We start from the raw sequence: 24,535 nt of genomic DNA on the forward strand, positions 1-24,535 counted from the left end.
TGGGGAGGAATTTGGTGTGGGAAAAACTAAGAAATCATTTGTGTCATTATTTTTAAGTTTTTGTTTAGTGTTTAGTTTGGTCTCAGCGCTGCTTGTAAAACCTGTAGACGCAAAAACCGTTCGAGTAGCTGTCATTGCAGCATTATCCGGTGATGTAACGATCAAGAAAGGCGGAGGTTCCAAATCGTACGATGCCTATGAAAGTATGAGTTTAAATCAAGGCGACACGGTTTACACAGGAGCTAGCTCATCTGTCACCCTTAATTTGAGCAATGGGGATGCAGATGTAACTTTAGGCGAAAATGCTGAGATTAACGTGTCAGACCTTAATACCTCAGATGGAAATAAGAAATCCAAGCTTAAAGTATGGGCCGGTTCCATGTGGGTCAAGGTGAAATCATTAGCTGGATCAGATGATGAATTTGAAATTGAGACACCAACGGCCGTAATGGGTGTACGTGGAACGCAGTTCTTTGTTACCGTCGACCCGAAAACGGGCGCAATTAAGATGGCGGTTGGAGCAGGGAAAGTCTCTGCATCGACTGTAAAGAATGGAACTGACTCTACTCAAAAGTCTTCAATTACATACTTATATCCAACACAACAAATTTCTTTGGATTCTAGGGATGAGACGGATGATCTGTCACTTAAAGTAGATTTCCTTGATTTAGATGATTTTATTAAGGATGCTTCACCTGAAATCATTAGAGAGATTATCTTGAACAAAGCCGAAATAGATAAAGAGAACGATGCTTTTATCGCTAAGAAAAAGAAAGAAATCGAAGATGGTAAATTCGTGGATGATACTTCTTTAACTGTGAAGGATCAAGCTGGATTAGATAAAGTGAAACAAAACTTAGATAACTTAATTGGTAATATTGCCAAGAAGGCTCTCACAGAAAATAAGGTTGATAAAGAGTCTTTGAATAAAATCATTGAACAAGCAAATGCAAAAATCGATAAACAAGAGAAGAAATTAGATTTAGACAAAGTTAAAGAATTAGATAAAACTGCAGGTGTTGATGCAGAGAAAGAAAAAATAAAGAAAGAGCTGCTTCAAAAGCTTGAAGCTGAAAAGCTCAAAAAGCAACTTGAAGAAGCGAAGAAGCAAGAAGAACTCAAAAAAAAGCTGGCTGCTGCGCTTAAAGTTTTGGAAGAACAACAGAAAAAGATTCTCGAAGCGACGAAAGTGGCAGAGGAGAAGGCTAAAGCAGATGCTGAAGCTAAATTGAAAGAAAGCTACACAGATAAAGAGAAGAAGGATTTTGATGATAAGAAGAATGGGACAAATACTTCAGTACCGGGATCAGGTGGTAATTCGGGGAATTCAGGGGATACAGATCCAGGGACACCAGTATTAACACCAAGTATTAGTCTTACACCAGGCTCTGTTAGCAACTTCGGATTATTCAATTTAGATGTAAATCTAAGTAACTTTGTCGGCAGCAACACAATCTATGGAGTAGAAGTGCACTTATCCTACGGTTCCAATATTACTCTTAACGTTGATGAGGATCACCCTTGGGTGAGTAATTCTGATATTTTTAGCCAAAGCAATAGTGCAGATCATATTAAAGAATATTCTAACGTCTCACAGAAAGAGCTTGTGTATGCAGTGACAAATTTTGGCTCGGGTTCTGATAATGTTGAAGCGATAAATGGGACTAAAAGGTTAGTTACAATTCCGTTTAATGTCCATTTGTTAGAGACAACAGTAGTTCCAGCCCCAGTGACATATACTATTAAAGTCGAAAAAATCGTTATTGTTCATAAAAATGGTTTAGACGTTCAAAAAATAGAAATTCCTGTGAAACCTGAGACAACTGTCACTTTACCTCCCAATAGTGGTCCTAACAATTTATAAATAGAATAAGGAGAAACCAATGAAACCCTTAAAACATATACTCGTTTCATCCCTAATGGCCGCAACCTTTTTGGGAGGTTCATCCGTATGGGCGGCAGGATTGTCGACGGATGCTCTATTATCCAGCAGTGGACAGATCCTATCGGACGTGTCTACCTTCGCGGGAATCGGCGATTTTGAAGATAAGAGCGGGGATGCGCTAAGTGCGGCATTCCGTGCTCCGGGCAGTGTTGTTCAACTTTCAGATGGCAGTATTCTTGTAGCTGATACAAGGAATCATCTCATTCGTAAAATTTTAGATGGAAAAGTAACGACTTTCGCAGGTCCAGAAGTTGTCGTGACGAAGAATAACCAAGGCTTTCCTACGGGAGGGCTTGTTAATGGGAAATCGTCAGAAGCCTTTTTCAATGCGCCCACAGGGTTAGCTGTAGATGCTAATGGGAATGTGTATGTAGCTGATTCAGCTAATAATGCAATTCGGAAAGTGGATATGAATGGACAAGTTTCCATGTTGGCTGGAAATGGCGTTCCTGGTAGTAAGGATGGAAAAGGTGTTGAGGCAAACTTTAATCACCCAAGTGATGTTGCGGTAGCTGCAGATGGAACCGTGTATGTCGCGGATTCACTCAATCATGTTATCCGTAAAATAGCAGTTGACGGCAGTGTTACTACTTTGAATGCGGCTGCGACTCGAGCTATTGAAATCCGTCCAGGGGAAGCTTCCTTCGCGGGTGAATTCCAAGATGGCAGCTTAGCCACAGCGAAGTTCAATGAACCCGCTGGATTGGTTTTAGATAGCAAAGGCAATTTGTATGTAAGTGACACAGGCAACCAACGTATACGTTATATCGACCTCCAAGCAGGGACTGTGACTACGGTGGCTGGATCGACACCCGTTTTAAGCAATCAGACAATCTATGATAAAAATGAGTTATATGCAGGTGGAGACTTTGCAGATGGAGACGCGCTTAAGGCGAAGTTTGACTTCCCTAAAGGGCTTGCAGTAACTTCCGAAGGCGGAGTTTTAATCTCAGATAGTCTGAATCATGTGATTCGTTATTTGCTGAATGGAGAGGTTTCAACGATTGCAGGAACAGTCCAAACAGGTGAAGCGGACGGCGTGGAACAAGCAGCTGAGTTTTACAATCCTAGCGACGTTCTAGTAACTGCTCAAGGTAATATTGTGGTAGCAGACTCCTCTAATAACAAAATTCGTAGAATAGCTCCTTATCAGTTGCCGGGAAATCTAGCAAACAATAACGGAGTAAAAGTAGTGAATGGTGATAAAGTGATTTCATTCGATGCAGAGCCTGAGATTCAGGGTGGACGTACAATGGTTCCAGTTCGTGCCATAAGTGAAACATTTGGCTATGAAGTCAAATATGCCCGGCAAGCTGGGAAATCTGTCGTTCAGCTTATTAAAGGTGATGTTACGGTTGAGCTGACGATTGGTGAAACAAGCGTTGTACGAAAACAAATAGGTCAAACAGACAGCAACCAAGTGACGGATGTTTCTCCTTATGTGAAGCAAGATCGTACGTATGTGCCGGTACGTTTCTTCGCAGAGCAAATCGGCTTGGATGTCCAGTGGGATGCCGCTCACCAAACAGCCATTTTACGCACGAAATCATATGTGAAATAAGCAATCCGCAAGACGAGCTTGGCAGGGGAAACCCTTGTCCAGGCTCTTTTTTTCATGACTTCATCTCTAGGCAATTTTTGCCGATAAATGAAAGAGAGTTACAAAGTAGTCGATAGGAGGTTTTCTAGATTGAAGGACAAGAATCGCATTGATCAGTTGGAACGATTTTTCCAACATAATCCGATCGAAGATCCTCTTTATCTCAAAAAATATGTGAAAGAACATCCTGATCATAAAATGGCTTGGTACTTATTAGGCAGAGAATACGCAGCGCAAGGAAAGGAAGGCAAAGCGGCGTATTGTTTCGCGCAGTCTGGGGAGATCTATGAAGCTTTCGAACGCCAGAAAATAACGATAGAAGGTCCTTTACCTACTAGACCTTCTTCAGTCTTACATAAAGGCACTACTGAGACGTCTGTTAAAAGTAAGTCCAGCGGTAAAGGGAAATGGATGCCTTTCATGGTTATTCTAATCCTGCTAGCTGTTCCCGCCGCAATGGATTTAGCGAAGAAGGATATGGGGGACATTCCGAATGAGACTGTTGCTGCAGCTCAAGCGGCAGTGAATGTACCTGTAACTCCTAAACAGGAAGGACCTTCTGGATTAAAGCTCTATTTCTCTAATGGGGATTGGGGTAAGAAGCTGCAGCAAGTTCTGTCATCTTCAGGATCAGGAGCTGGGGAATCTGTCATCATGGAAGCTCCCCGGAGTGCAGATGGTAAATGGAACGAGTGGAACAGGTCAGTGAAGCCTTTGATCAGCGTTGAGGGTAACGGGGGAGGCGGGGGTTCGGCAGCATTAACGTATTACCAGTCTCAGATTTGTTCCTGTGAGGTCGCAGATGGCTCCGCGCTTGTTCCCGTCATAGCTAATTGGATGCATGAGCGTGAGCAAGCTATTGTCTTACAAAGCGCAATCCAGGCCTACCAAAAAAAGACAGGGACACTGCCAGAGAAACCTGAACAGCTCACGAAACCTTACCCCAATAATCTCTTGCCAGGACTCACTCCTGAGATGCAGGAGGCGTTCCCTCAAGCTATAAGTAAGATTAACGAAAGCGGGAAAGCGGGGAATGCGCAGGATCCGGTACAAACGGCGGATAAAACAGAGCAGCCGAAACAAGAGCTCAAAGAGCAGGCCGCGCCATCTAATTCGCAACCGAAAGTTTCCGCAGACCCATTGCTGGAACCGCTTAGGATTGTTATTGATACCGATAAGCATCGTTTGGCTCTCGTTAGTGGTGATTTCATCATCCGGAGCTATCAAGTTGGCTTAGGAGGCGAGAAAACGCCGCAGGGAGAGTTCTTCATTAGTGAAAAGGTGCGCAATCCGAATGGCAAATCGAATGGGGAATTTGGCAGTCGAGGGATGACTTTATCGGATACACTTTATGCGATTCATGGTACGAATAAGCCTTCCAGCATCGGGAAAGATGAATCACATGGCTGTGTTCGCATGCAGCAAGCGGACGTTGAAGAGCTCTATAACATGGTGACCCATGAAACGAAGGTGACGATTGGTAAAGGGGTATTACCTCCTTCTTCAAATTCGGATGGTGGAAATGGTAATGGCGGCGGTAGCCCGGGTCTCGGTGCTGGGGGAGGGAAGCCGGATCAATCCTTTGGCCTTCCATTGCAGACCAATGACAGCAATCCCAGTAAGAAATATAAATGGCTTGATTAACTCAGTGGAAACATAACAAAACCGTCTGAATATACTTCGGACGGTTTTTGTCATGTTGTACTAGCGTTCCAAGCTTTACTCTTGACAACCATGTAGAAAGCGATTACAATTCAAAATGTGATGATTTCAATCACTTATTTCTTAATCATTTGTCCAAAATGATCAGTAACGTCATAGTAATGATGACAACAAGCAAAATGGATCCTGTCCAAATGATCGCTTTCTTATTAACTTCTTCTTTGGCTCTACGATTGGACATGATCGGTTTACGTTTGGACATAGGAATCACCTTTTCCTTAGGGATTAAAGAATATGGTTCTATCATAGCATAAGTAGGGTCGTTCATAGAATATGAATGTATAAATGAATTTTAATCAAGTATTGACGACTATGTCATTTTATTGTAAGATTTAATCACACGAAACACGAATATCAATTGAATATGTCAGTTTTAATAACATGTTACCGTAAGGGCATTAGTTATTGAAGAATGTAAGTCTTCTTCTATAACTATGCCCTTTTTATTTTTGCCAAAAATGATGAAACCTGAAGGGGGTTGGTAGCGCAAACTACTAAGCAAGTTAAATTTAGGACTACGCTACTTCATAAAATACCATCAGACTTATTAAAAAAGGGAGAAGATGAACACATGAATATGAAAAAATGGTCAACAATGGGCTTAGCTGCGTCCATGGTACTTATAGCAGCAGGCTGTGGTAAATCAACACCAGTTGAAACAACGAAACCAGCTGCATCGGCGGCGCCTACGACAGCAGCTTCAGCGGCTCCAACAGCTGCTGGCCCAAAAAAATTAACCGGTGATTTTGAAATCCAGTACTTTGTTGGCGGTTATGGCGACAAATGGTGGAAAAAAGTTATTGCTGAATTCCAAGCAGCAAACCCTGATCTGAAAATTAAAGAAAGTGCGGGACCAAAAATCAACGAACAAATGAAACCCCGTTGGATCGCTGGTAACCCACCTGATTTCGTATATATCGACGGACCTGAATTGTTCGATCGCCAAATGGTTACAGACGGACAGCTTGAAGATTTAACGGATTGGATCAAAGATGCTAAAAACGTTGACGGTGATAAAATCATTGATTTGCTTGCTCAGAAACCCCAAGAGTTTGATGGCAAAATCTACAACATTCCTTTCGTAATGAGCTCATGGGGTATTTTCTACGATAAAGCACTGTTCAAAGATAAAGGTTGGGCTGAGCCAAAAGATTTCGAAGAATTCTTAGCGGTCAGTGAGAAAATTAAAGGTGCTGGAATTAATCCTTTCATCCACACGGGTAAATATCCATACTACATCAACGGCAGCGTATTGCTTCCAGCAATCGTGTCCGCAAACAACAATGACTACAAATTACTGCAAGACATGTCTACGAATAATCTAGAAGCTTGGAAAAACCCAGCTATCATTAAAGGTCTTAATAAAATCGTTCAGCTTCGTGACAAAGGTTACATCGATAAAGCATCCGTACAAATCAACCACACGGATTCCCAATCCTTATTCCTGCAGCACAAAGATGCTTTCATCCCGAACGGTCTATGGCTGCCAAACGAAATGGCCAAGGACGTTCCAGCTTCCTTTGATTTCGGATTCATTCCTTCCATCACACAAGATAAAGGTGGAAAAGTTGTAGCTAATACGTCCACTTCAACTTTTGCAATTGCGAAAAAAGCGAAAAACAAAGATGCAGCAAAAGCGTTTATGCAATTCGTATTCTCTAAAACACAAGCTTCCCAGTGGGCGGAGTTGAGCGGTGCTCCTTCTAATATAAAAGGTGACATCTCTTCCTCCAAAGCACCTAACTTCGTTAAAGATGCGGCGAAATTCTTGTCATCTCCTGAAACAGTTGTCGTGCCAACAGTCTCCTTCGCGGCTGACGTTGACAAAGCGATGCAAGATGCATCAGTGGCTTTAACGATTGGTACAATTACCCCAGAAGAGTGGGTAAAACGTGTATCTGATGTCGTAGCGAAACAAAAGAAATAGGAACTGAATGAAGCAGTGCGGAGAACTAGGAAGGCATTAGCCTTAGGAGTTCTCCGCCATTTTAATGATAGGACGGTGAGGATAGAATGAAGACCAACTCGAAAATGTGGAAACGGAATTTGTTCATCGCTTCATTCATCATTCCGACTTTTCTTTTCTTCTGTGTGTTTACGATCTACCCTGTTATACAGGCTTTGCAGAAGTCATTCTATGATTGGTCAGGAATGTCAGAGAATAGCACGTTTATTGGGTTTGATAATTTCGTCGAATTATTTAAGGATCCGATTGTACTTAGAGCCATCGGGAATGATTATTTTTTAGTCGTAGGTAAAGTCATTGGCATTATGATTCTGGCGACGTTCTTCGCTGTTGCTTTAACTCGTTTCAAGCTGAGAGGCTCTGGCTTCTTCCGTGCCATATTTTTTATCCCGAATGTGATCTCCGTTGTTGTTATTGGTGTGCTCTGGAACTTCATCTACAATCCACAAATTGGATTCCTGAATGCGTTCTTGTCACTATTCACAGGAAATAAAGTCGATATTACTTGGTTAGGATTTCCACAGCATACGATCTGGATGCTATTACCCCCTACGATTTGGGCTGGTATCGGCTTCTATATGATCTTGATGATTGCTGCAATCGTGAATATTCCTGCTTCCTACTACGAAGCAGCTAATATAGACGGAGCTGGTCAATGGTCGCAATTCCGCCACATTACCATGCCGCTCATCTGGGAGCAAATTAAGGTTTCCATTGTTAACATTGTCATTACAACACTTAATGGATCATTCGTCATTGTTCAATTAATGACAAACGGCGGACAGCCTGATAATACGACCCAAGTTATGGGATCTTATCTGTATCGGATGGCTTTTCAACAATATCATTTCGGTTATGGAGCAGCCATCGGTGTCATGATCCTAATCGTTTCACTGATTACTACCCTTGTTCTGCAGCGTATCATGCGCCAAGAAACAATCGAAATGCATTAAGGTCATTCTAGAAAATGATACTGAAGGAGGGGGAACCATCGTATGATCATTAAAAACCCGTTAGCCAAAATGTTTGTCTGGATCATTCTTCTTATCTGGAGCGTCGCCGTCCTGTATCCATTGATTTGGACACTGCTGGATGCGCTCAAAAATAATGAGCAATTTTTCTTAAATGCCCCGTGGGCATTGCCTAAATACCCGCTGCTTTGGTCAAACTTCTCCTATGTTTGGAGCAAATATAATTTTAGCACTTATTTCTTGAACTCCATTGTTGTGACGGTTGGAAGTACCCTTCTGGGGATGATTCTTGCTGCAATGACAGCCTATATCCTAGCTAGGTATGATTTTAAAGGGAACAAAATCCTCTTTACGATCTACATCTCGTCCATGATGATACCGTTCGCACTAGCACTGATTCCATTGTTCTTCTTATTGAATGATTTGCACTTAATCAATACATGGTTAGGATTAATTCTGGTCTATGCGGCACTCAATCTTCCTTTTGGAATTTTCTTGCTTGTAGGGTTCTACAAATCGCTGCCAAAAGAAATTGAAGAGGCGGCAATTATTGACGGGACCTCCCATTACGGTACGTTCTTCCGTGTTATGCTGCCATTGTCTCAACCGGGTCTAATCACGGTGATGATTACAAATATGCTGAATAACTGGAACGAGTACTTTCTTGGGGTTGTCTTGACCAATGAACCAACCAAGTACACGCTTCCAATCGGTCTTGCTGTTATGCAGGCAGAGATGCAGTATCGAGTTGAGTGGGGACCGTTATTCGCAGGCCTGCTAATAACGACACTTCCAACGTTGATTGTATATATGATCTTTCAACGTCAAATCGCGAGTGGAATTACTGCAGGTGCCGTGAAATAATTGTATAATTGGTTGCATAGAAAAAACACCTTATCCTAGAGGATTTTATCCTTTCGGGAGGGTGTTCTTTCTACTATAATTGGGATAGGTAAGAGCAAACAAGAAACGGCCAAACTTGTAGGCTTCTATAGGGGATCATGACATGAGAGCTATGTATATATTGCAGAAAATAGGACGTTCATTGATGATTCCGATTGCGGTGCTGCCGGCGGCATCCATTCTTTTACGTATTGGAAAAATGACGTTTAGTGATCCATTTCTTATGCAGGTGGCTCAGATTTTTGAGTTAGGCGGAAGTGCGATTTTTGATAATTTGCCATTCATATTTGCAATAGGTATAGCCATTGGACTAACGTCCGGAGACGGGATAGCAGCACTTGCTGCTGCAGTTGGCTATTTAGTGTTCGACAATGTCTTGAAACATTTTCAAGTGGGGACTGACTCTGCGGACCGGCTGGATATGGGTGTTCTAGGCGGTATGCTCGTTGGCATGCTATCTGCCATGTTCTTTAACAGGTTCCAACATACCCGGCTGCCCAAGGCACTCGGATTTTTCGGAGGCAAGCGATTCGTTCCGTTGATTACATCTTTGGTCATGGTTTTCCTAGGGGTGTTGATGGGTTTCATCTGGCCTCCCGTTCAAAGGGGCATAAGTGTTATCGGGTTGTGGATCGTTGATAATGGGAACATTGGCGTATTCATTTACGGAATGATGAACCGGCTACTCATCCCAACGGGTTTGCATCATATTATTAATAATATAGCTTGGTTTCAAATCGGAGATTATGTCACACCAACGGGAAAATTGCTGCATGGCGATATCTCACGATTTTTCGCTGGAGACCCAGAAGCGGGACTATTCATGACAGGTTTTTATCCCGTGATTATGTTTGGGCTTCCTGCAGCAGCCTTAGCTTTAATTAGAAGCTCATCTTCTAACCGTCAGTTTGTTGTTCCTGTGATGCTTAGTGCAGCATTAACCAGCTTCCTAACAGGCATAACAGAGCCAATTGAGTTTGCCTTCATGTTCTTAGCACCAGGCTTATATCTGATTCATGCCGTCTTAACTGGCTTTTCCATGGTGTTAATGAATATGCTTCAGGTTAAAATGGGATTCGGTTTCTCAGCCGGATTTATTGATTTCGTTCTTAGCTGGCATCAATCTACGAATCCTTATTGGATTGTCCTTGTTGGGATAGGGTACTTCTTCCTTTATTATGTTGTATTTCGGACCTATCTTCATTTTTTTCCATTCAAAGTGCCCAGTCAGGACGAAGCTGTTCAGCTTGAAGCAGAAGAAGCCCTGGTGGCCATCGAAGAAAAGAAAGAAGACCGTCCAGCCAGCATTCTAAGGCATATTGGCGGACCTTCTAACATTATTTCGATCGATGCTTGCATTACACGGCTACGCCTCCTAGTGAGTGAAGAAAATTTAATTATGGACAGTGAGCTTAAAGACCTTGGTGCTATTGGGGTTATCAGACTTGGTAAAGGAAACGTACACGTTGTTTTTGGTACGGAATCGGAACAAATTAGAGAAAGTATTAAACCCTTGCTTCACCAGCAAAAAGACAAATCAGGACAAGCCTAAGAACGCGGAGGTGTCTTATGATTGAACGGACGATCATTCATGTACTGTCCCATAATGTGGTGATGGCACATTTGACATCAGGGAAAAATTCAATTGCTTTTGGTAAAGGAATTGGATTCAAAAAAACGCCAGGAATGCTCATTAGCGAAGGCGAAATCACACAAGAATTTCTCCTGCATACATCTGAAGTTCTTAAAAACTACGAACAAATTCTGAATGCGGTTGATTTGAAAATTATCGGGATTACGGAGGAAGTCATCGCTTATGCGCAGAGCGTGCTGGAAGGCGACTTCTCCGAAACGATTCACGCCTCGCTGGTCGATCATATTAACTTTGCTGTCGAACGGCAAAAGCGCGGTATTTTCATCACGAATCCATTCGCTTATGAAATTGGGTATATGTATCCTGAGGAATACAAAGTAGCCAAGAAGTCCGTAGATTTCCTCAATGATCATTTGGATGTGAAATTGCCGGAAGATGAGGTTGCCTTCTTGGCGATGCATTTCAATGGCGCACGTAAAAAAGAGCAAGCTTCTGATTCCTTAGCGGTAGTTAGAGTAGTCTCGCAAACGATCGAGTCTGCCAAAGAATTGGGCTTTAATTTCGATGATTCCTTCTCAACGCTGCGGTTCATTAGTCATTTGAAAGGTGTCATTGAACGGGTTAAACAAAAAAAGACACTCCAGAACTCGCTGCTTGAAAAGATTAAAGAGGAGTATGGAGACACCTATGTGAAGGCGAAGGTATTATCTCTCATGCTAAGTGATTCTCTTCAATTAGAAGTGCCTGACGATGAAACGGGTTACTTGACGATGCATCTGGAACGACTGCTTCAACGAACAGAAGCGTAGGTTGTTAATAGCTAATCTGGATTCCCTTGCAACCTTCATGGAGCAGGGATTTTTTGTTTGAAATAGAGGTGAAATGCCTTTCAGTGGATTGCATATTTGCACGTTGTCAGCTAAACTGACTGTTAGAGTCATTAGAGAACGGAGTGCATAGGACATGCTGTATAAGAAGTTAGGAAAACCAATCTTGTTCCGAATGGATCCGGAGAAGGCGCATCATCTTACGATTGACGGGCTAAGTGCTTTAGGGAGCTTGCCAGGTGGGAAGCAATTACTGAAATCCATGTATGGAGTGCCCTCTTCACCCCTCTTGGCCCAACAATTATGGGGACTACAATTCGCAAATCCAATAGGTCTGGCAGCTGGTTTAGATAAAAATGCCAAGGCTGTTAAGGGATTCTCACAACTAGGCTTTGGTTTCATGGAAGTAGGCACAATTACACCAAAGCCACAACCGGGCAATGAGCTGCCGCGGCTATTTCGTCTTCCGGAAGACAAGGCGCTTATCAACCGAATGGGCTTTAATAATGTAGGTACTGACATAATGGCAAAAAACCTGATGAAGACAGGTAAACGTGACATACCTGTTGCTATTAACATAGGTAAAAATAAGACGACACCGAATGAACAGGCCGAAGAGGATTATCGAGCATGTATTCGGGAGTTATATACATATGGTGATTTCTTTGTTGTGAATATTAGCTCACCAAATACACCGGATTTGCGTAATTTACAGCATGGGAACGATTTGAAGCGATTGCTTGATGCAGTGACAACGGAAATGCAGCTTCAAGAGAAAAAGAATGGTCATTCAGGTAAACCTGTTTTGGTTAAAATTGCGCCGGATCTTTCGGATGAAGAACTTGAATTAACCGTGCATACGATTAAGGATAGCGGTATTTCTGGGATTATTGCCACGAACACAACACTCAGCAGACAAGGACTGGTACACCCTAATCGCGAGCAAGCAGGCGGACTTAGCGGAAAGCCTCTAACTCAGCGAACAACGGAGGTTATTAGACGTGTCTATCAACTGACGGAAGGCAAGCTGCCGATCATTGGTTCCGGGGGGATATTTACTGCGCAAGATGCCTATGACAAAATTCGGGCAGGAGCAAGCTTAGTTGAAGTGTATACGGGCTTTATTTATGAAGGACCCGGGATGCTTACAAGCTTGAATAAAGGTCTTCAAGATTTGCTGAGGAGAGACGGATATACACATATTTCCCAGGCAATCGGCGCAGATCAGCACTGACTTCATTCAGAATGGAGGATAAAAGGATGGATGGACGAGATTGGAAGAAATTTCTCCTGCCTTACGAACAAGCGGTGGAGGAGCTAAAAGTAAAATTTAAGACACTGCGTGGCGAACTCAAGAGTAGAGAAGAGTATGCACCTATTGAATTTGTAACGGGACGTGTCAAAAAGATATCAAGTGTACTAGAGAAAGCGAAGCGTTTGAGTGTCCCGATGGATCAATTAGAGTCCGGTATCGAGGATATCGCTGGGATTCGGATTATGTGTCAGTTTGTAGAAGACATTGATCGCTTGGCCGAGCTGATTCGCAGCAGACAGGATATGAATGTAGTCTACGAAAAAGATTATATTGCGAATAAGAAACCGAGTGGCTATCGTAGTTTTCATATTATTATTGAATATCCCGTTCAAACCGCTTTAGGTATGAAACGAATATTAGCTGAGGTGCAAATTCGGACGCTCGCTATGAATTTCTGGGCGACGATCGAGCATTCTTTGAATTATAAATATAAAGAACAATTGCCATCTGAGGTTAGAGCACGCCTTAGTAAAGCAGCCGAGGCTGCTTATCTGTTGGATCAGGAAATGTCCAGCATTCGTGGTGAGATTGTTGCGTCTCAGAAGATGTTTGAGGATAACTCGAATTTGGTAAATATCGTACTCAATAACATTCAGGAGCTTTATTTCTATCATAGAGTTCGGGAAGCCGCTCAATTTCAGCTGAGATTTAACGAAATATGGGAGACAGAAGAAGGTTTGAGTGATCTGTCGTCCGATATTGAGGCTGCAATCGCTAGAGCGAAAAAAGGAGACAGTAACTGATCTATGAGTTCCTACGATCGTTTATATGTGGCTTACTTATACTATTTCAATGATCAGCGAGACTATTTCGAATGTCATGAAGTGATGGAGGAGCTTTGGCTGGAGGAAGGCCGAAGTCCCTTATACCAAGGTCTACTGCAGGTTGCAGTGGGCCTTTATCATCATGCCAATGGAAACGTAAGCGGTTCTATCAAACTCTTTAGCGCAGGACTTGATAAGCTAGCGCCATACCCTGCACATACGCTCGGCATTGATTTGGAAAGATTGGTCCGAGATAGTGGGGAGTACTTAACAAAGCTGTTGCGTATAAAGGAAGAACCATTCGCTCCTTATGACCTTAACATTCACATCCTAGATGATGAACTGAGTGAACTTCTTGCGAAATTGAAGCTGCACCCTCCTGGGCAGGAAGAGGAGGAAGGCCATGATTGAGGTTCGACAGCTGAGCAAATATTATCAAGTACATGAGCGAGAGCCTCGAATCAGTGGATGGCAAGTCATTTGGAGTGTTGGGATTGCAATGGTTTGTTTCGGATTGACGAGGGCGTTATGGAAGATTGCTTTACGCCAATATACCAGTGCAAGTAGTTGAGTTTTTGAGGGGTTGAAATAGAGAAAGGACTTCCCACCTTGCGGTGGTAGAAGTCCTTTTTTTGTGTGGAGTGAGTTGCCCGGCCTTTCATACATAAAATGACGGGAAGTGGGAAAACTTTTCCATAAGACATAGTTATAGTTATTCCTATGAATTTGGTGGTGGCGAGCTCTTGAAATCTTGGACGAAAACGCTACATCAACTATTTAACAGAAAGAAATCAACTCCCCCCCTTTCACAGGAGCGGGAGCCAATGGAGCAACCCGATTTGCAGCAAAGCCTTTATCTTGATATTGCACTGAACATCGCTCAAATCAAAATGATTTTTGGACATAGCTCCGATATTGTAATCGGCGAATTGTGCTTGGATACCGAAAATAACAATAAGATTGGCTACGTATACTTAGATCAATTAGTTAATAAATCATTTTTTCAAGAAGTGACGAATGCTCTACTTACAGGAACAGCCCAGCTCATCGAAGCTATAAATACCGGTTTATATGATTCAACAGATTTGATTAGGAACAGCATTCATGCCTGTGGAGAAGTCAAAACGATCGAAGATTTTCAAGTATTGTGCCAGAATATGTTATCTGGTGAGACTGTTATTCTAATCGATGGCTATGCACTTGCACTTTCTGTGAATACGGCTGGCGGAGATATGCGTTCTGTGGAAGAGCCTTCAACGCAATCCGTCGTAAGAGGGCCTCGTGATGGATTCACGGAATCGATCGGCACGAATATATCCCTCATTCGCAAACGAATAAAGAGCCCCAATTTATGGTTAGAAACCATGGCGATTGGCAGAGTCACTCAAACCACAGTGTCTATCATGTACATAAATGGAATCGTAAATGACAAAATTGTTGAAGAGATACGTCTCCGGCTTGTACGAATCGATATTGATGGGATTCTGGAAAGTGGCAATATCGAGGAACTTATTCAGGATGAAACCTTAACGTTTTTTCCAACTCTGTACAATACAGAGCGACCCGATGTCATTGCGTCAGGACTGCTTGAGGGTCGCGTGGCCATCCTAGTAGATGGAACTCCCTTCGTGCTTGAGGCGCCCGCACTGTTCACCCAGTTTTTCCAATCCGCTGAAGATTATTACCAACGGGCTGAATTTGCCACACTTATTCGCATATTGCGATATATGTGCTTCTTTATTTCTTTGATGGCACCTTCGTTCTATATCGCCATAACAACATTTCATCAAGTGCTATTGCCCAGCTCGCTTCTGTTTAACTTAGCCGCCCAGCGAGAAGGCATACCTTTTCCGGCTTTTGTTGAGGCACTTCTTATGGAAGTTACCTTCGAAATCCTGCGTGAAGCTGGTGTCCGTCTCCCCAAGACAGTAGGCCAAGCTGTTTCTATCGTAGGTGCCTTGGTTATTGGGCAGGGTGCTGTCGATGCAGGGTTAGTTTCACCGGCAATGGTAATTGTCGTTGCCATTACGGCTATTTCCAACTTTGTAATCCCGGCTTTTAGCATGGGCATTTCCATACGCATTATACGGTTTATTCTGATGATTTTTGCCGCAACGTTTGGTTTATTCGGAATCACCGTTGGCTTAATCGCGATGGTCCAACATTTATGCAGCTTGCGCTCCTTCGGTGTGCCGTATATGGCTCCTATGGCACCTTTTGTCCTTGATGACCAGAAAGATACCATTCTTAGATTCCCTCAATGGGGACTATTCTCTAGACCACGTTTCATCAGTCAAAAAAATAACATTCGGGAAAATAATACCCCAACAACGAAACCAACACGGAAGTAAAAGGGAGGAGGGCTATGCCAGATGAAAAGATTAGGTCGTATTCTTTGTACACTTATCTTATTTAGCGCCGTGCTCTCCGGTTGTTGGGATCGACATGAATTAAATGATCTGGCCATAACGGTTGGTGTAGGAATAGATAAAAGTGGAAAAGATTATCTAGTTACAGCACAGATAGTGATTCCGAGCGAAGTAGCAGCTAAAAAAGGGAGTGGCTATAGTACTTCAATTACAACCATTTCAGCGACGGGGGTTTCAACGTTAGAAGCAGTTAGAAAGTTGACGACATTAAGCCCTCGGAAAATATTTGCTTCTCATTTACGTATCCTCGTGATTGGCGAAGAACTTGCACGGGAAGGTATTTCCAAGGTGATGGATGGCCTCGCAAGAGATCATGAAGTCCGATCAGATTTCTTTATAATTGTTGCCAGAGACACGACGGCTGCCAGTATTCTTAAAATTTTGACCCCAATAGAAAGAATTCCAGCTAATAAAATGTTTAAAACACTAGAGTCGTCTGAGAGAGCGTGGGCACCAACCATTAGCGTTGAACTGGATCGGTTTATTTCCAACCTTGCTACACCTACAAAAAATTCTGTACTGACTGGAATTCGGATTCAAGGAGATAAGCAGAAAGGAATGTCGGAATCTAATTTATCAAAGACTACGCCTCCTTCTTATTTGGAGTATTCAGGAATAGCTCTATTTAAGAAAGATAAGCTTGTAGACTGGCTTAACGAAGAAGAAAGTAAAGGATTTAACTACATCATGGGAAACGTTAAAAGTACGATGGGGCATCTCAACTGTCCCCAAGGCGAAACATTATCCATTGAGGTCAACCGAACAAATACAAAGGTTAAAGGTCAAATTGTAAACGGCAATCCAGAAATTAACATAAGTTTATTCGTGGAGGAAAATATAAGTGAAGTTCAATGCCAGATCGATTTGTTGGATCCTAACACCATTCATGAACTAGAACAAATCACTGAAACTAAGCTAAAACAGATTATGACTTCTGCAATTAAAAAGGCCAAACAGAACAAAGCTGATATTTTCGGCTTTGGTGAAGCCATAGAAGATGTCTCCCCCAAGACCTGGTTGAAAGTAAAATCGGATTGGGAGAACGAATTCTCCAAGTTGAAAGTGAACATCGATACCGATGTTCATATTCGTGGTTTGGGAACAACGAATAATTCGATTATCGAGCGTTCAGGGGAGGATTGATTCGAATGCTAACAATTCTCTTGAACATGATCATTGCTTCCAAACACCTAACCCACTTGACTTGATTACCTTCTTCTATAAGCCTGTCAGTGATTTCGTTTTTGGTATCCTAAAGTAGAGGTGTGTCCTATGATCGAGAAAGGAAAAATTGGCGTCCATCAATTTACCATACTAACTATCCTGTTTACAATTGGCAGCTCTATTCTCATAGCTCCCTCGGGACTTGCTTATGAGGCTAAGCAGGATGCATGGATTGCCTCTATTCTGGGTCTACTTGTCGGTTTATTGCTAGTTATCCTGTATCAAGCGCTTGGAAAACGATTCCCCCAACAAACATTGGTTGCTTATAGTGAGGAACTTATGGGGAAGTGGATGGGAAAAACGGTGTCCTTACTTTATTTTTTCTTTTTTTTCATTCTGGCGGCACTCGTTCTTCGCAATCTTGGGGATTTTATCTCAGCACAGGTTTTAGTGGACACGCCACTGCCATTCACACATATCTTCTTCTTAGGCGTCATCATTCTTGGTATTCGAAATGGGTTGGAGACATTCACTCGAACTTCGGAAATTTTCCTGCCATGGGTATTAATATTCTTCTTCCTTATGTGCGTTCTACTCCCCACCGAAATGCAAATTGACTGCTTGAAGCCTATTTTTGGCTATGGATTGAAACCTATCGTACGTGCAGCGGTTCCACTTATTGGAACTCCATACTTGGAGCTTGTTGTCTTCTTAATGATTATTCCTTTCGTGAATTCAACGAAAAAACTGAGGAGATCATTCCTAGTCGGGGTTTCCATTGGCGGAAGTTTATTAAGTATCATATCGCTCTTATCCATTCTTGTAATGGGAGATGCTTTAACGGCAGTTCTAATGTATCCGAGCTATAGTTTAGCCAAAAAAATTAGTATTGGTTCTATCCTTGAACGTCTAGAGGTCTTCATGGCAGGGATCTGGTTTATTACCATTTACTTCAAGCTTTCCATATGCTTCTATGCGGCCACAATGACTTTCGGTGAAATATTTAATCTGAGGGATGTTCGGCAGCTTTATCTACCTTTGGGCATGATATTAGTCGTTCTTTCGGTCATTGCTTACCCTAACACGGCTTATTTCATTCAATTTGCGTCTAAAATATGGGTCTTCTATTCAGGGACATTCGGGTTTGTCATCCCTCTGTTATTACTCGTTATGGCTATTTTTCGAAAAACACGATAACGTTAGGTGAATAGAAAAAGCAGCGGAATCTCCGCTGCTTTTATCGTAGGATTAACCTTTATACTTTTGGAAAAAGGCTTTGAAAGTTTCTGGCGTGTTACCACCGTTTGAGCCTGGCTCAGGAACTCCGCCCACAATTCGCTCGACTTCTACACCATTTTTGTAGTAGACAAGTGTAGGTGTGGATTCGATTTTATATTTCTGCCAGCCATCCTTGAATTCCTCCAAGTTGAACTGTTTAACATCAATACCAAGCTCTTTTTGTATCGGAACAAGAACAGGGGTCGTTACTTTACAATGTGGACAGGTCGAAGCGTAATAATATTGGAAAAATGTTTCTTTGTTCTTCAGTCTTTGATCCAAATCCTTCGGTAGAATGAGGTTCTGGTAGTTCGGATCCGTTAATTGTTTCACTGTTTCCGGATTTAATTTGGATGCGGCAACGCCATATGGATTGCCTGCATTAGCTTTGTCCGAAGATTTGGTAGACTGCTGATTAACGAAATATAAGCCTCCAAATAAAACAAGAACAATGCCTAGATAAATAAGCAGCTTCTTCAATGTATGCACCTCTTTATAATGTTTACTTTCTACTACCTTCTATAAAAAGTATAGCATATCCTGTTGGTATTTTGAAAATAATTGGCTGTTTGGTGACAAGTTAGATATAATACCGATATTAAAAGATGAAAGAGAAGATGTCCGGATGACGAAGCAGCTGCCTGCTCTTTTTAGAGAAAAGATGATTGATTTATTGGGTGAAAATGAATTTGAGCAATTTCTGGAATCGTATGACCAACCGAGAACGTTTGGATTAAGGGTGAACACAGTAAAGGTGGAAAAGGCGGATTTTTTGGCGAAAAGTCCATTTGCGCTGAGAGCGGTGCCTTGGGTTTCCGAGGGGTTTTATTATGAAGAAGGTGAACGCCCGGGTAAGCATCCCTATTATCATGCTGGGCTTTACTATATTCAAGAGCCAAGCGCAATGGCTCCTGTAGAATTGCTGCAAGTACGCCCAGGGGAGCGTGTACTCGATTTATGTGCCGCACCTGGCGGGAAGTCAACGCAAATAGCCGCTAAGCTTCAAGGCGAAGGGGTTCTTGTTGTTAATGACATTCATTCTGATCGTGTGAAGGCACTAGTGAAAAACCTTGAGCTTTTGGGTGTTAGAAACGCGATCGTTTTGAATGAGAAGCCGGAGCGGATGTTAAAGGCCTTCCATGGCTATTTTGATAAAATATTAATAGATGCGCCTTGTTCGGGTGAAGGGATGTTCCGCAAAGAAGAAGAGATGATGCAGCAGTGGGAGCGTCATTCTGTTCAGGAATTTGCTAGCATGCAGAGAGAACTGCTGGGTCAGGCTGCCCAAATGCTTGCGCCCGGTGGACTGATTGTTTATTCGACCTGCACGTTTTCACCGGAGGAGAATGAAGCGCAGATCGCAGAGTTTTTGGACAAGCATTCGGCGTTTGATGTGGTTCCGGTAGAGGGGTTTGGTGCTGGAAGGCCGGATTGGCTGCGGTTGCCTTGGTGTGAGGGGGAGTTTTCTGACCGCGCTCGGGAGGCGGTGGCTGGGACTGCTCGGCTTTGGCCGCATCGGTTGCGGGGTGAGGGGCATTTTGTTGCTGTGCTTCGGCGGGATTCGGATGTGGAAGCTGTCGTAGAATCTTTTGAAGCCGACGTTATGTCGGCATCAGTAGCGGGGAAGCGCAGCAGCCGTGAGGCGCTGCGGAAGGGGCGCGCGGAGACGTCGACTCGCGCGGCTGTGAGCTTGGAGCCGCTGGAGGCGTTCTCGGGCGAGCTGCTGCGCAGCGAGCCCTTCGCACTAGAGCGGCTCGTGTGTTACGGCGAGCACGCGTATGCGTCGCCGGCAGGTTTGCCCGAGCTGCACGGACTGAAAGTCGTGCGGCCGGGCTGGTACATCGGCGCGCTGCACCGCGGCCGATTCGAACCGTCCCATGCGCTAGCCATGGGACTGCGCATGCTCGAAGCCAAGCGAGCGCTGAGCTTGGCTTCGAGCGACGAGCGAGCCCTTCGGTACCTGAAGGGCGAGACGCTCGAAGTCGCGGAGAGCGAGATCATCCGCGACCCGGAAGTGACCAAGGCAGCCAAAGGCTACTGCCTGGTCTGCATTGAAGGGCATCCCGTCGGCTGGGGCAAATGGCATGACGGGATGCTGAAGAACGAATACCCGCCCGGCTGGAGGTGGACCTAAGCGGTCATGAAACAAACACAAAGGCTCGATAAAATACTCGCCCATGTAGGCATCGGCACACGCTCTGAACTCAAACGCCTGGCTAAAGAAGGCGCGATTTTCGTCAACGGTGTGAAAGTCAAAGACAGCGGTATGCAGGTGAATCCCGATACCGATATCATCACTGTAAACGGTGAACCGGTGATGTACCGTGAATTCGTTTACCTCATGATGAATAAACCGCAGGGGGTCGTCTCTGCCACAGAAGACAATCGTGACCGCACGGTTGTGGACCTTTTGGATAAGGCCTATGCACCATTCGAGGTTTTCCCTGTTGGACGCCTGGACAAGGATACAGAAGGCTTTCTTTTGCTAACGAACGATGGGAAATTGGCCCACAATCTTCTTTCTCCACGTAAACATGTACCCAAAACCTACTTCGCGAAAGTGGAGTGGGAGGTAAGCGAATCAGACCGCGAAGCATTTTCCCAAGGCGTTACTTTGGACGATGGTTATGAAACACTTCCTGGTATTTTAAAAATTTTAAAGACCGGCAAAGAGTCTGAAGATGAGCCTTCGGAAATCGAACTAACGATCATGGAAGGCAAATTCCATCAAGTGAAACGAATGTTTCAAGCCGTAGGCAAAAAAGTCGTATACTTGAAACGAATTTCGATGGGGCCACTTGCCTTAGATCCAAGTTTAGAATTGGGTCAGGCGAGAGAGTTGAGTAAAGATGAACTTCTTGCTTTGCAGAATGCCACTTAAAGTTAATAACGAATCACACGCACAGTCACGGGATTGTACGAAACAGATTGTGCGTGTTTTATTTTGGATCTTGCTAACGCTCTTCCCATTTCTTTAAGATGGATGCAATAATCTCCTTTTTGGTCTCCTCAGCAAGTCCGTTCCTTAGTTCTGTGATGAATTCAATAAAGAGTAACGACAAAAGCTCATTCAGGTCCATACCTAAAGGAATCTCATACTTACAATCCCAATCATCGAAAAATACGGCTATTCGGTTGACTTCTTTTGGATGGATGTCTATATTAAGGGTCAAATAATCTCTTGTACTGGCCAAACTAGACACGTTAGACAAACTCCATTGAAACTTCGCAACTCTATTGATATCTCGCAGATTGTTACCTACAACGTTAGGATTCGTGGTTAAAAAATGACTGTAGGTTTCTCTCAAATCCAACAAGTAATCATACAAATCTTTATCTTGGCGTACGTGATCAAGAAAATTATCAAATAATAGTTTTACGAGGAACGTTATATTCATACCAAGCAGTTCTTGATTTGTTGTGTATTGGATATCCTCAATAAAAACTTCTGCCCGGTTAAAAAAATCGCGAGGTGCACGGACTTTAACGGTTTCATACAATTCAGGTGTTTCCTTGTTAAAAAAACTAGTCCATGATTTTAAAGTTAGCATACAAGCGGTCCTCCTTTTCTTCTCTATTACTACTTATTCTAAATCTAGCACACATATGACAATCGTTATGGCAAAAAGAGCCTATGATCTGCCGTTTCAAATAAGAAACAAGCAGCCACAGGCCCTATACTATTGGAATTACAAATTGCTTTGAAAACCAGATCTATTCAACGTACTATACCGTATACCAGAGTTCAGCGTGGAAATAAACATGATATTGTTCGATATTACGAGGTCCGTCACAGCCGCTTGTATGTTCATAGAGCGAAGAATAATGCGCCCCTTTAAATCAGATATTTTATAAATACCTGAGTTCGCGCACGCGTAGACATCTCCGTTATTGGCTACCAAGCGATAGATGAATATACCTTCAAACTGTATTTGTTGAAAACCGCCATTTTTATTCCCCAGTACCAAACCACCTTTGGCTGTTGTTCCCAAAACCATCTGATTGTATACTGCCAAGCTCTTAATCGGCTGATCCATGGAGACACTCCACCATTCGCTCATAAACACATCATAGTAGGCGATACCTTCTTCGTAGCCAAGAAAAAGAAAATGCGGCGTGACCATTAGATCGAATGTTTTCTTCTCAGGATAAGCGAATGGCAGCCATTTCCCATTACCTCTACACATCAATCCACTATCCGTTAATGCTAACTGATCTCCCCAACTTAGTGTATGATAGCAGGGGGCACGTAATGACGTTGCTTGCCAAACATCATCATCCAATCGATACAGCCCATGGTTTGTAGACGCGAATAATTGTGCATCTACCCAATCAAGTCGATGGATCAGGATTCCTTCAGGGAAACCCTGGGAAACGCGTTCCCAGGAGCGAAGGGCGGAGAATTGATACACGCCTGAACCCAATGTACCAGCAAATAAAATCCCATCATCTGAAGCGGCTAATGTTGAGAAGCCGAGCGGCAGCATATCATAGGTTGAGTGCCATAATTGATTTGAATCCATGAAGCTCCTCCTACTATTTACATGATAGTTCGTCCGGTACTGGATGTGGTGGCGCAGCACGAACAAGTGCGGCTTTCGTTATAGACCTCTTTTACAAGTCGAAGATAATCCATCGATTTACTCAGATCGCAGTCCAGTGTAGATATGGTATGACGTTCGCCACTCATCAACTGAAAGATACTCAGATGTTCTGGAAGCTGACCGAATGCCTTATAGCAGAATACGACTGTCATATGGACGAATAGTTCCATCGCCGCTTGACACGGATCTATCATATATTTATGGATAACGAATGAACTCTTGAATGATTCCATGACCTGAACGATCATCGATAGACTAATGTCAAGCTCTTTGACCCAAACATTCATATTTTCGAACAGTATAAGGGGGTTTTCCGAGCTACCAGTATCTGATAGGAAACCATACAGATGAGCGGTCACAATGTGTTTGACATCTTCATAAAACTCTGACGAAAGGAACTTATGTACTTTATTGGTCCATCGTCGATCAAACAATTCGGTCAGTGTTTGCTTAGTTCTAGATTTAGGATACAGGGAATACCACTCGTTAATAGCGTGATACGCTGCATATTGGGTTAATTGCTTCCAATCCAAGTCTTGGGGAGATGTGTGACCATGTTCGGAAAAGTAAGCACGTATCCAACTCTCGAGTTGGTAATCGGCAAGTAGCGGCAGTGATGCAACCTTATACTCAGTTTGTATGTTCATTGTAAATTTATAATTAGTGGACTATACGCCCAACGATTGCACGAACTGTTTGCCGAATTGTCGGCATAGTGCTTTGTCATCCTTTGAAGGAGACAGTTCAATCTTTAAGCCATCCAGAGTTACTTCCGCTCCTAGGTCCTTCAGTTTCGTCACTAATGTATCAACGGCTGCTCCATACTCGGAATAGGAAGAATCACATGATCCGAATACTGCCGCCTTTTTCCCATCTAACTGAATGTCATCCATCTCTTCGTAAAAGTCGAGAAAGTCGTCTGCTAAATCTCCGTCTCCCCATGTGTAACTGCCAAGTAGGATACCGTCATAGTGGGTAATCTCCTCAGCGTTCGTATCGATTACGTTCTTTACAACAGGCTCAATGCCTACCTCTATCAATCCTTCTGCAATCGCATCTGCCATCTCTTCCGTATTACCTGTCATACTTGCAAAAACTATAATGATTCTACTCATCCTAATTCCCCCTAATTGTTATGATGTCATATTCCTGCTTACGAAGTTCTCCAGTTTGTAAAACAAATAATGTCGATAGTTCCTGTACATTCATGGAATTCGTATTCTCTTGAGAATAGGTCCACTCCTGATCTCGGTGACTTTCCCTGTTTTTAACCATTTCAAACAAAAGTCCCACGTTCTAACACACTCCAATCTGAATAAAGTTATATTGATAATGATTTTCATTTTCATTTACTATTTTGAATGATAACCATTCTCATTTGTAAAGTCAATCCATTTGCAACAATTATCTTAAAAAACTTTAAGTTCAAGGAGGAGGATAACGAAGCGGAAAA

Annotated in this window: 23 protein-coding genes; 17 read left to right on the forward strand and 6 right to left on the reverse strand. The window is 43.0% G+C overall.

Annotated elements, in window-relative coordinates; translation table 11 throughout:
• Nucleotides 1–16 precede the first annotated feature (16 nt).
• From QFZ80_RS05235 to QFZ80_RS05245, 3 genes are all read left to right on the forward strand, one after another.
• Complete coding sequence (locus QFZ80_RS05235) at nucleotides 17–1,864, forward strand: FecR family protein (protein WP_307557606.1); 1,848 nt, start codon at nucleotides 17–19, stop codon at nucleotides 1,862–1,864.
• Between the two features lie 19 nt (nucleotides 1,865–1,883).
• Entirely contained in the window at nucleotides 1,884–3,506 is a 1,623-nt protein-coding gene (locus QFZ80_RS05240; RefSeq protein ID WP_307557607.1) for a stalk domain-containing protein, read from the forward strand.
• Nucleotides 3,507–3,635: 129 nt separating this feature from the next.
• Nucleotides 3,636–5,189, forward strand: a complete 1,554-nt coding sequence (locus QFZ80_RS05245; RefSeq protein ID WP_307557610.1) for a L,D-transpeptidase family protein — start codon at nucleotides 3,636–3,638, stop codon at nucleotides 5,187–5,189.
• 145 nt (nucleotides 5,190–5,334) lie between these two features.
• On the opposite strand, the gene QFZ80_RS05250 is transcribed toward QFZ80_RS05245, so the two are convergent.
• The gene (locus QFZ80_RS05250; protein WP_281366891.1) at nucleotides 5,335–5,469 is read right to left on the reverse strand and encodes a hypothetical protein; all 135 of its coding nucleotides are present in this window, start codon (nucleotides 5,467–5,469) and stop codon (nucleotides 5,335–5,337) included.
• Nucleotides 5,470–5,838: 369 nt separating this feature from the next.
• Between QFZ80_RS05250 and QFZ80_RS05255 the strand changes: the two genes are divergently transcribed.
• The 12 genes from QFZ80_RS05255 (at nucleotide 5,839) to QFZ80_RS05310 (ending at nucleotide 18,397) form a co-directional block, all read left to right on the forward strand.
• Nucleotides 5,839–7,194, forward strand: coding sequence for an ABC transporter substrate-binding protein (locus QFZ80_RS05255; protein WP_307557612.1), 1,356 nt, complete (start codon nucleotides 5,839–5,841; stop codon nucleotides 7,192–7,194).
• 86 nt (nucleotides 7,195–7,280) lie between these two features.
• Nucleotides 7,281–8,186, forward strand: coding sequence for a carbohydrate ABC transporter permease (locus tag QFZ80_RS05260; RefSeq protein ID WP_057306952.1), 906 nt, complete (start codon nucleotides 7,281–7,283; stop codon nucleotides 8,184–8,186).
• A gap of 42 nt (nucleotides 8,187–8,228) precedes the next feature.
• Nucleotides 8,229–9,068: a carbohydrate ABC transporter permease gene (locus tag QFZ80_RS05265; protein ID WP_307557615.1), complete on the forward strand. Its 840-nt coding sequence runs from the start codon at nucleotides 8,229–8,231 to the stop codon at nucleotides 9,066–9,068.
• A 142-nt stretch (nucleotides 9,069–9,210) separates the two neighbouring features.
• Nucleotides 9,211–10,659 carry a PTS transporter subunit EIIC gene (locus tag QFZ80_RS05270; RefSeq protein ID WP_307557617.1) on the forward strand — a complete coding sequence of 483 codons (1,449 nt, stop codon included), beginning with the start codon at nucleotides 9,211–9,213 and terminating at the stop codon, nucleotides 10,657–10,659.
• Nucleotides 10,660–10,676: 17 nt separating this feature from the next.
• Nucleotides 10,677–11,510: a PRD domain-containing protein gene (locus QFZ80_RS05275; RefSeq protein WP_307557619.1), complete on the forward strand. Its 834-nt coding sequence runs from the start codon at nucleotides 10,677–10,679 to the stop codon at nucleotides 11,508–11,510.
• Between the two features lie 154 nt (nucleotides 11,511–11,664).
• On the forward strand, nucleotides 11,665–12,762 hold the full coding sequence (locus QFZ80_RS05280; RefSeq protein WP_307557621.1) for a quinone-dependent dihydroorotate dehydrogenase: 1,098 nt from the start codon (nucleotides 11,665–11,667) through the stop codon (nucleotides 12,760–12,762).
• A 26-nt stretch (nucleotides 12,763–12,788) separates the two neighbouring features.
• On the forward strand, nucleotides 12,789–13,586 hold the full coding sequence (gene yjbM, locus QFZ80_RS05285; RefSeq protein WP_307440529.1) for a GTP diphosphokinase: 798 nt from the start codon (nucleotides 12,789–12,791) through the stop codon (nucleotides 13,584–13,586).
• Nucleotides 13,587–13,589: 3 nt separating this feature from the next.
• Nucleotides 13,590–14,018 carry a DUF309 domain-containing protein gene (locus tag QFZ80_RS05290; protein WP_307548241.1) on the forward strand — a complete coding sequence of 143 codons (429 nt, stop codon included), beginning with the start codon at nucleotides 13,590–13,592 and terminating at the stop codon, nucleotides 14,016–14,018.
• A complete protein-coding gene (locus QFZ80_RS05295; RefSeq protein ID WP_307548240.1) occupies nucleotides 14,011–14,178 on the forward strand; it encodes a hypothetical protein in 168 nt (55 codons plus the stop codon). The genes QFZ80_RS05290 and QFZ80_RS05295 overlap by 8 nt, the downstream gene beginning before the upstream one ends.
• Before the next feature lie 253 nt (nucleotides 14,179–14,431).
• Nucleotides 14,432–15,958, forward strand: coding sequence for a spore germination protein (locus tag QFZ80_RS05300; RefSeq protein ID WP_307548238.1), 1,527 nt, complete (start codon nucleotides 14,432–14,434; stop codon nucleotides 15,956–15,958).
• 21 nt (nucleotides 15,959–15,979) lie between these two features.
• Nucleotides 15,980–17,179, forward strand: a complete 1,200-nt coding sequence (locus tag QFZ80_RS05305; protein WP_307548236.1) for a Ger(x)C family spore germination protein — start codon at nucleotides 15,980–15,982, stop codon at nucleotides 17,177–17,179.
• A 129-nt stretch (nucleotides 17,180–17,308) separates the two neighbouring features.
• Entirely contained in the window at nucleotides 17,309–18,397 is a 1,089-nt protein-coding gene (locus QFZ80_RS05310) for a GerAB/ArcD/ProY family transporter (RefSeq protein WP_307548233.1), read from the forward strand.
• A 51-nt stretch (nucleotides 18,398–18,448) separates the two neighbouring features.
• Here QFZ80_RS05310 and QFZ80_RS05315 read toward each other — a convergent pair whose 3' ends face one another.
• Entirely contained in the window at nucleotides 18,449–18,958 is a 510-nt protein-coding gene (locus tag QFZ80_RS05315; protein ID WP_307548231.1) for a thioredoxin family protein, read from the reverse strand.
• Between the two features lie 145 nt (nucleotides 18,959–19,103).
• Here QFZ80_RS05315 and QFZ80_RS05320 point away from each other — a divergent pair, with 145 nt between their 5' ends.
• Together QFZ80_RS05320 and QFZ80_RS05325 are read left to right on the forward strand one after the other, a co-directional pair.
• The gene (locus tag QFZ80_RS05320; protein WP_307548229.1) at nucleotides 19,104–20,612 is read left to right on the forward strand and encodes an RsmB/NOP family class I SAM-dependent RNA methyltransferase; all 1,509 of its coding nucleotides are present in this window, start codon (nucleotides 19,104–19,106) and stop codon (nucleotides 20,610–20,612) included.
• Between the two features lie 6 nt (nucleotides 20,613–20,618).
• Nucleotides 20,619–21,359, forward strand: coding sequence for a pseudouridine synthase (locus QFZ80_RS05325; RefSeq protein ID WP_307548227.1), 741 nt, complete (start codon nucleotides 20,619–20,621; stop codon nucleotides 21,357–21,359).
• Nucleotides 21,360–21,432: 73 nt separating this feature from the next.
• Here QFZ80_RS05325 and QFZ80_RS05330 read toward each other — a convergent pair whose 3' ends face one another.
• The 4 genes from QFZ80_RS05330 to QFZ80_RS05345 form a co-directional block, all read right to left on the reverse strand.
• Nucleotides 21,433–22,029 (reverse strand): hypothetical protein, encoded by a 597-nt coding sequence (locus tag QFZ80_RS05330; protein WP_307548226.1) that lies wholly within the window; start codon nucleotides 22,027–22,029, stop codon nucleotides 21,433–21,435.
• 138 nt (nucleotides 22,030–22,167) lie between these two features.
• Complete coding sequence (locus QFZ80_RS05335; RefSeq protein ID WP_307548224.1) at nucleotides 22,168–23,001, reverse strand: beta propeller repeat protein; 834 nt, start codon at nucleotides 22,999–23,001, stop codon at nucleotides 22,168–22,170.
• A 17-nt stretch (nucleotides 23,002–23,018) separates the two neighbouring features.
• The gene (locus QFZ80_RS05340; RefSeq protein ID WP_307548222.1) at nucleotides 23,019–23,729 is read right to left on the reverse strand and encodes a hypothetical protein; all 711 of its coding nucleotides are present in this window, start codon (nucleotides 23,727–23,729) and stop codon (nucleotides 23,019–23,021) included.
• A 21-nt stretch (nucleotides 23,730–23,750) separates the two neighbouring features.
• Nucleotides 23,751–24,197 carry a flavodoxin gene (locus tag QFZ80_RS05345; RefSeq protein WP_307548221.1) on the reverse strand — a complete coding sequence of 149 codons (447 nt, stop codon included), beginning with the start codon at nucleotides 24,195–24,197 and terminating at the stop codon, nucleotides 23,751–23,753.
• Between the last annotated feature and the right edge of the window lie 338 nt (nucleotides 24,198–24,535).

Origin of the sequence: Paenibacillus sp. V4I7 (assembly GCF_030817275.1) — a bacterium.
Classification (GTDB): Bacteria; Bacillota; Bacilli; order Paenibacillales; family NBRC-103111; genus Paenibacillus_E.

Bases quoted from the DNA above. Each gene is read 5' to 3' on its own strand.
- QFZ80_RS05280 (WP_307557621.1), top strand. From the start codon at position 11,665: ATGCTGTATAAGAAGTTAGGAAAACCAATCTTGTTCCGAATGGATCCG.
- QFZ80_RS05260 (WP_057306952.1), top strand. From the start codon at position 7,281: ATGAAGACCAACTCGAAAATGTGGAAACGGAATTTGTTCATCGCTTCA.
- QFZ80_RS05300 (WP_307548238.1), top strand. From the start codon at position 14,432: ATGGAGCAACCCGATTTGCAGCAAAGCCTTTATCTTGATATTGCACTG.
- QFZ80_RS05240 (WP_307557607.1), top strand. From the start codon at position 1,884: ATGAAACCCTTAAAACATATACTCGTTTCATCCCTAATGGCCGCAACC.
- QFZ80_RS05270 (WP_307557617.1), top strand. From the start codon at position 9,211: ATGAGAGCTATGTATATATTGCAGAAAATAGGACGTTCATTGATGATT.
- QFZ80_RS05330 (WP_307548226.1), bottom strand. From the start codon at position 22,029: ATGCTAACTTTAAAATCATGGACTAGTTTTTTTAACAAGGAAACACCT.
- QFZ80_RS05345 (WP_307548221.1), bottom strand. From the start codon at position 24,197: ATGAGTAGAATCATTATAGTTTTTGCAAGTATGACAGGTAATACGGAA.
- QFZ80_RS05255 (WP_307557612.1), top strand. From the start codon at position 5,839: ATGAATATGAAAAAATGGTCAACAATGGGCTTAGCTGCGTCCATGGTA.
- QFZ80_RS05295 (WP_307548240.1), top strand. From the start codon at position 14,011: ATGATTGAGGTTCGACAGCTGAGCAAATATTATCAAGTACATGAGCGA.
- QFZ80_RS05265 (WP_307557615.1), top strand. From the start codon at position 8,229: ATGATCATTAAAAACCCGTTAGCCAAAATGTTTGTCTGGATCATTCTT.
- QFZ80_RS05340 (WP_307548222.1), bottom strand. From the start codon at position 23,729: ATGAACATACAAACTGAGTATAAGGTTGCATCACTGCCGCTACTTGCC.
- yjbM (WP_307440529.1), top strand. From the start codon at position 12,789: ATGGATGGACGAGATTGGAAGAAATTTCTCCTGCCTTACGAACAAGCG.
- QFZ80_RS05305 (WP_307548236.1), top strand. From the start codon at position 15,980: ATGAAAAGATTAGGTCGTATTCTTTGTACACTTATCTTATTTAGCGCC.
- QFZ80_RS05290 (WP_307548241.1), top strand. From the start codon at position 13,590: ATGAGTTCCTACGATCGTTTATATGTGGCTTACTTATACTATTTCAAT.
- QFZ80_RS05250 (WP_281366891.1), bottom strand. From the start codon at position 5,469: ATGTCCAAACGTAAACCGATCATGTCCAATCGTAGAGCCAAAGAAGAA.
- QFZ80_RS05310 (WP_307548233.1), top strand. From the start codon at position 17,309: ATGATCGAGAAAGGAAAAATTGGCGTCCATCAATTTACCATACTAACT.
- QFZ80_RS05335 (WP_307548224.1), bottom strand. From the start codon at position 23,001: ATGGATTCAAATCAATTATGGCACTCAACCTATGATATGCTGCCGCTC.
- QFZ80_RS05320 (WP_307548229.1), top strand. From the start codon at position 19,104: ATGACGAAGCAGCTGCCTGCTCTTTTTAGAGAAAAGATGATTGATTTA.
- QFZ80_RS05325 (WP_307548227.1), top strand. From the start codon at position 20,619: ATGAAACAAACACAAAGGCTCGATAAAATACTCGCCCATGTAGGCATC.
- QFZ80_RS05275 (WP_307557619.1), top strand. From the start codon at position 10,677: ATGATTGAACGGACGATCATTCATGTACTGTCCCATAATGTGGTGATG.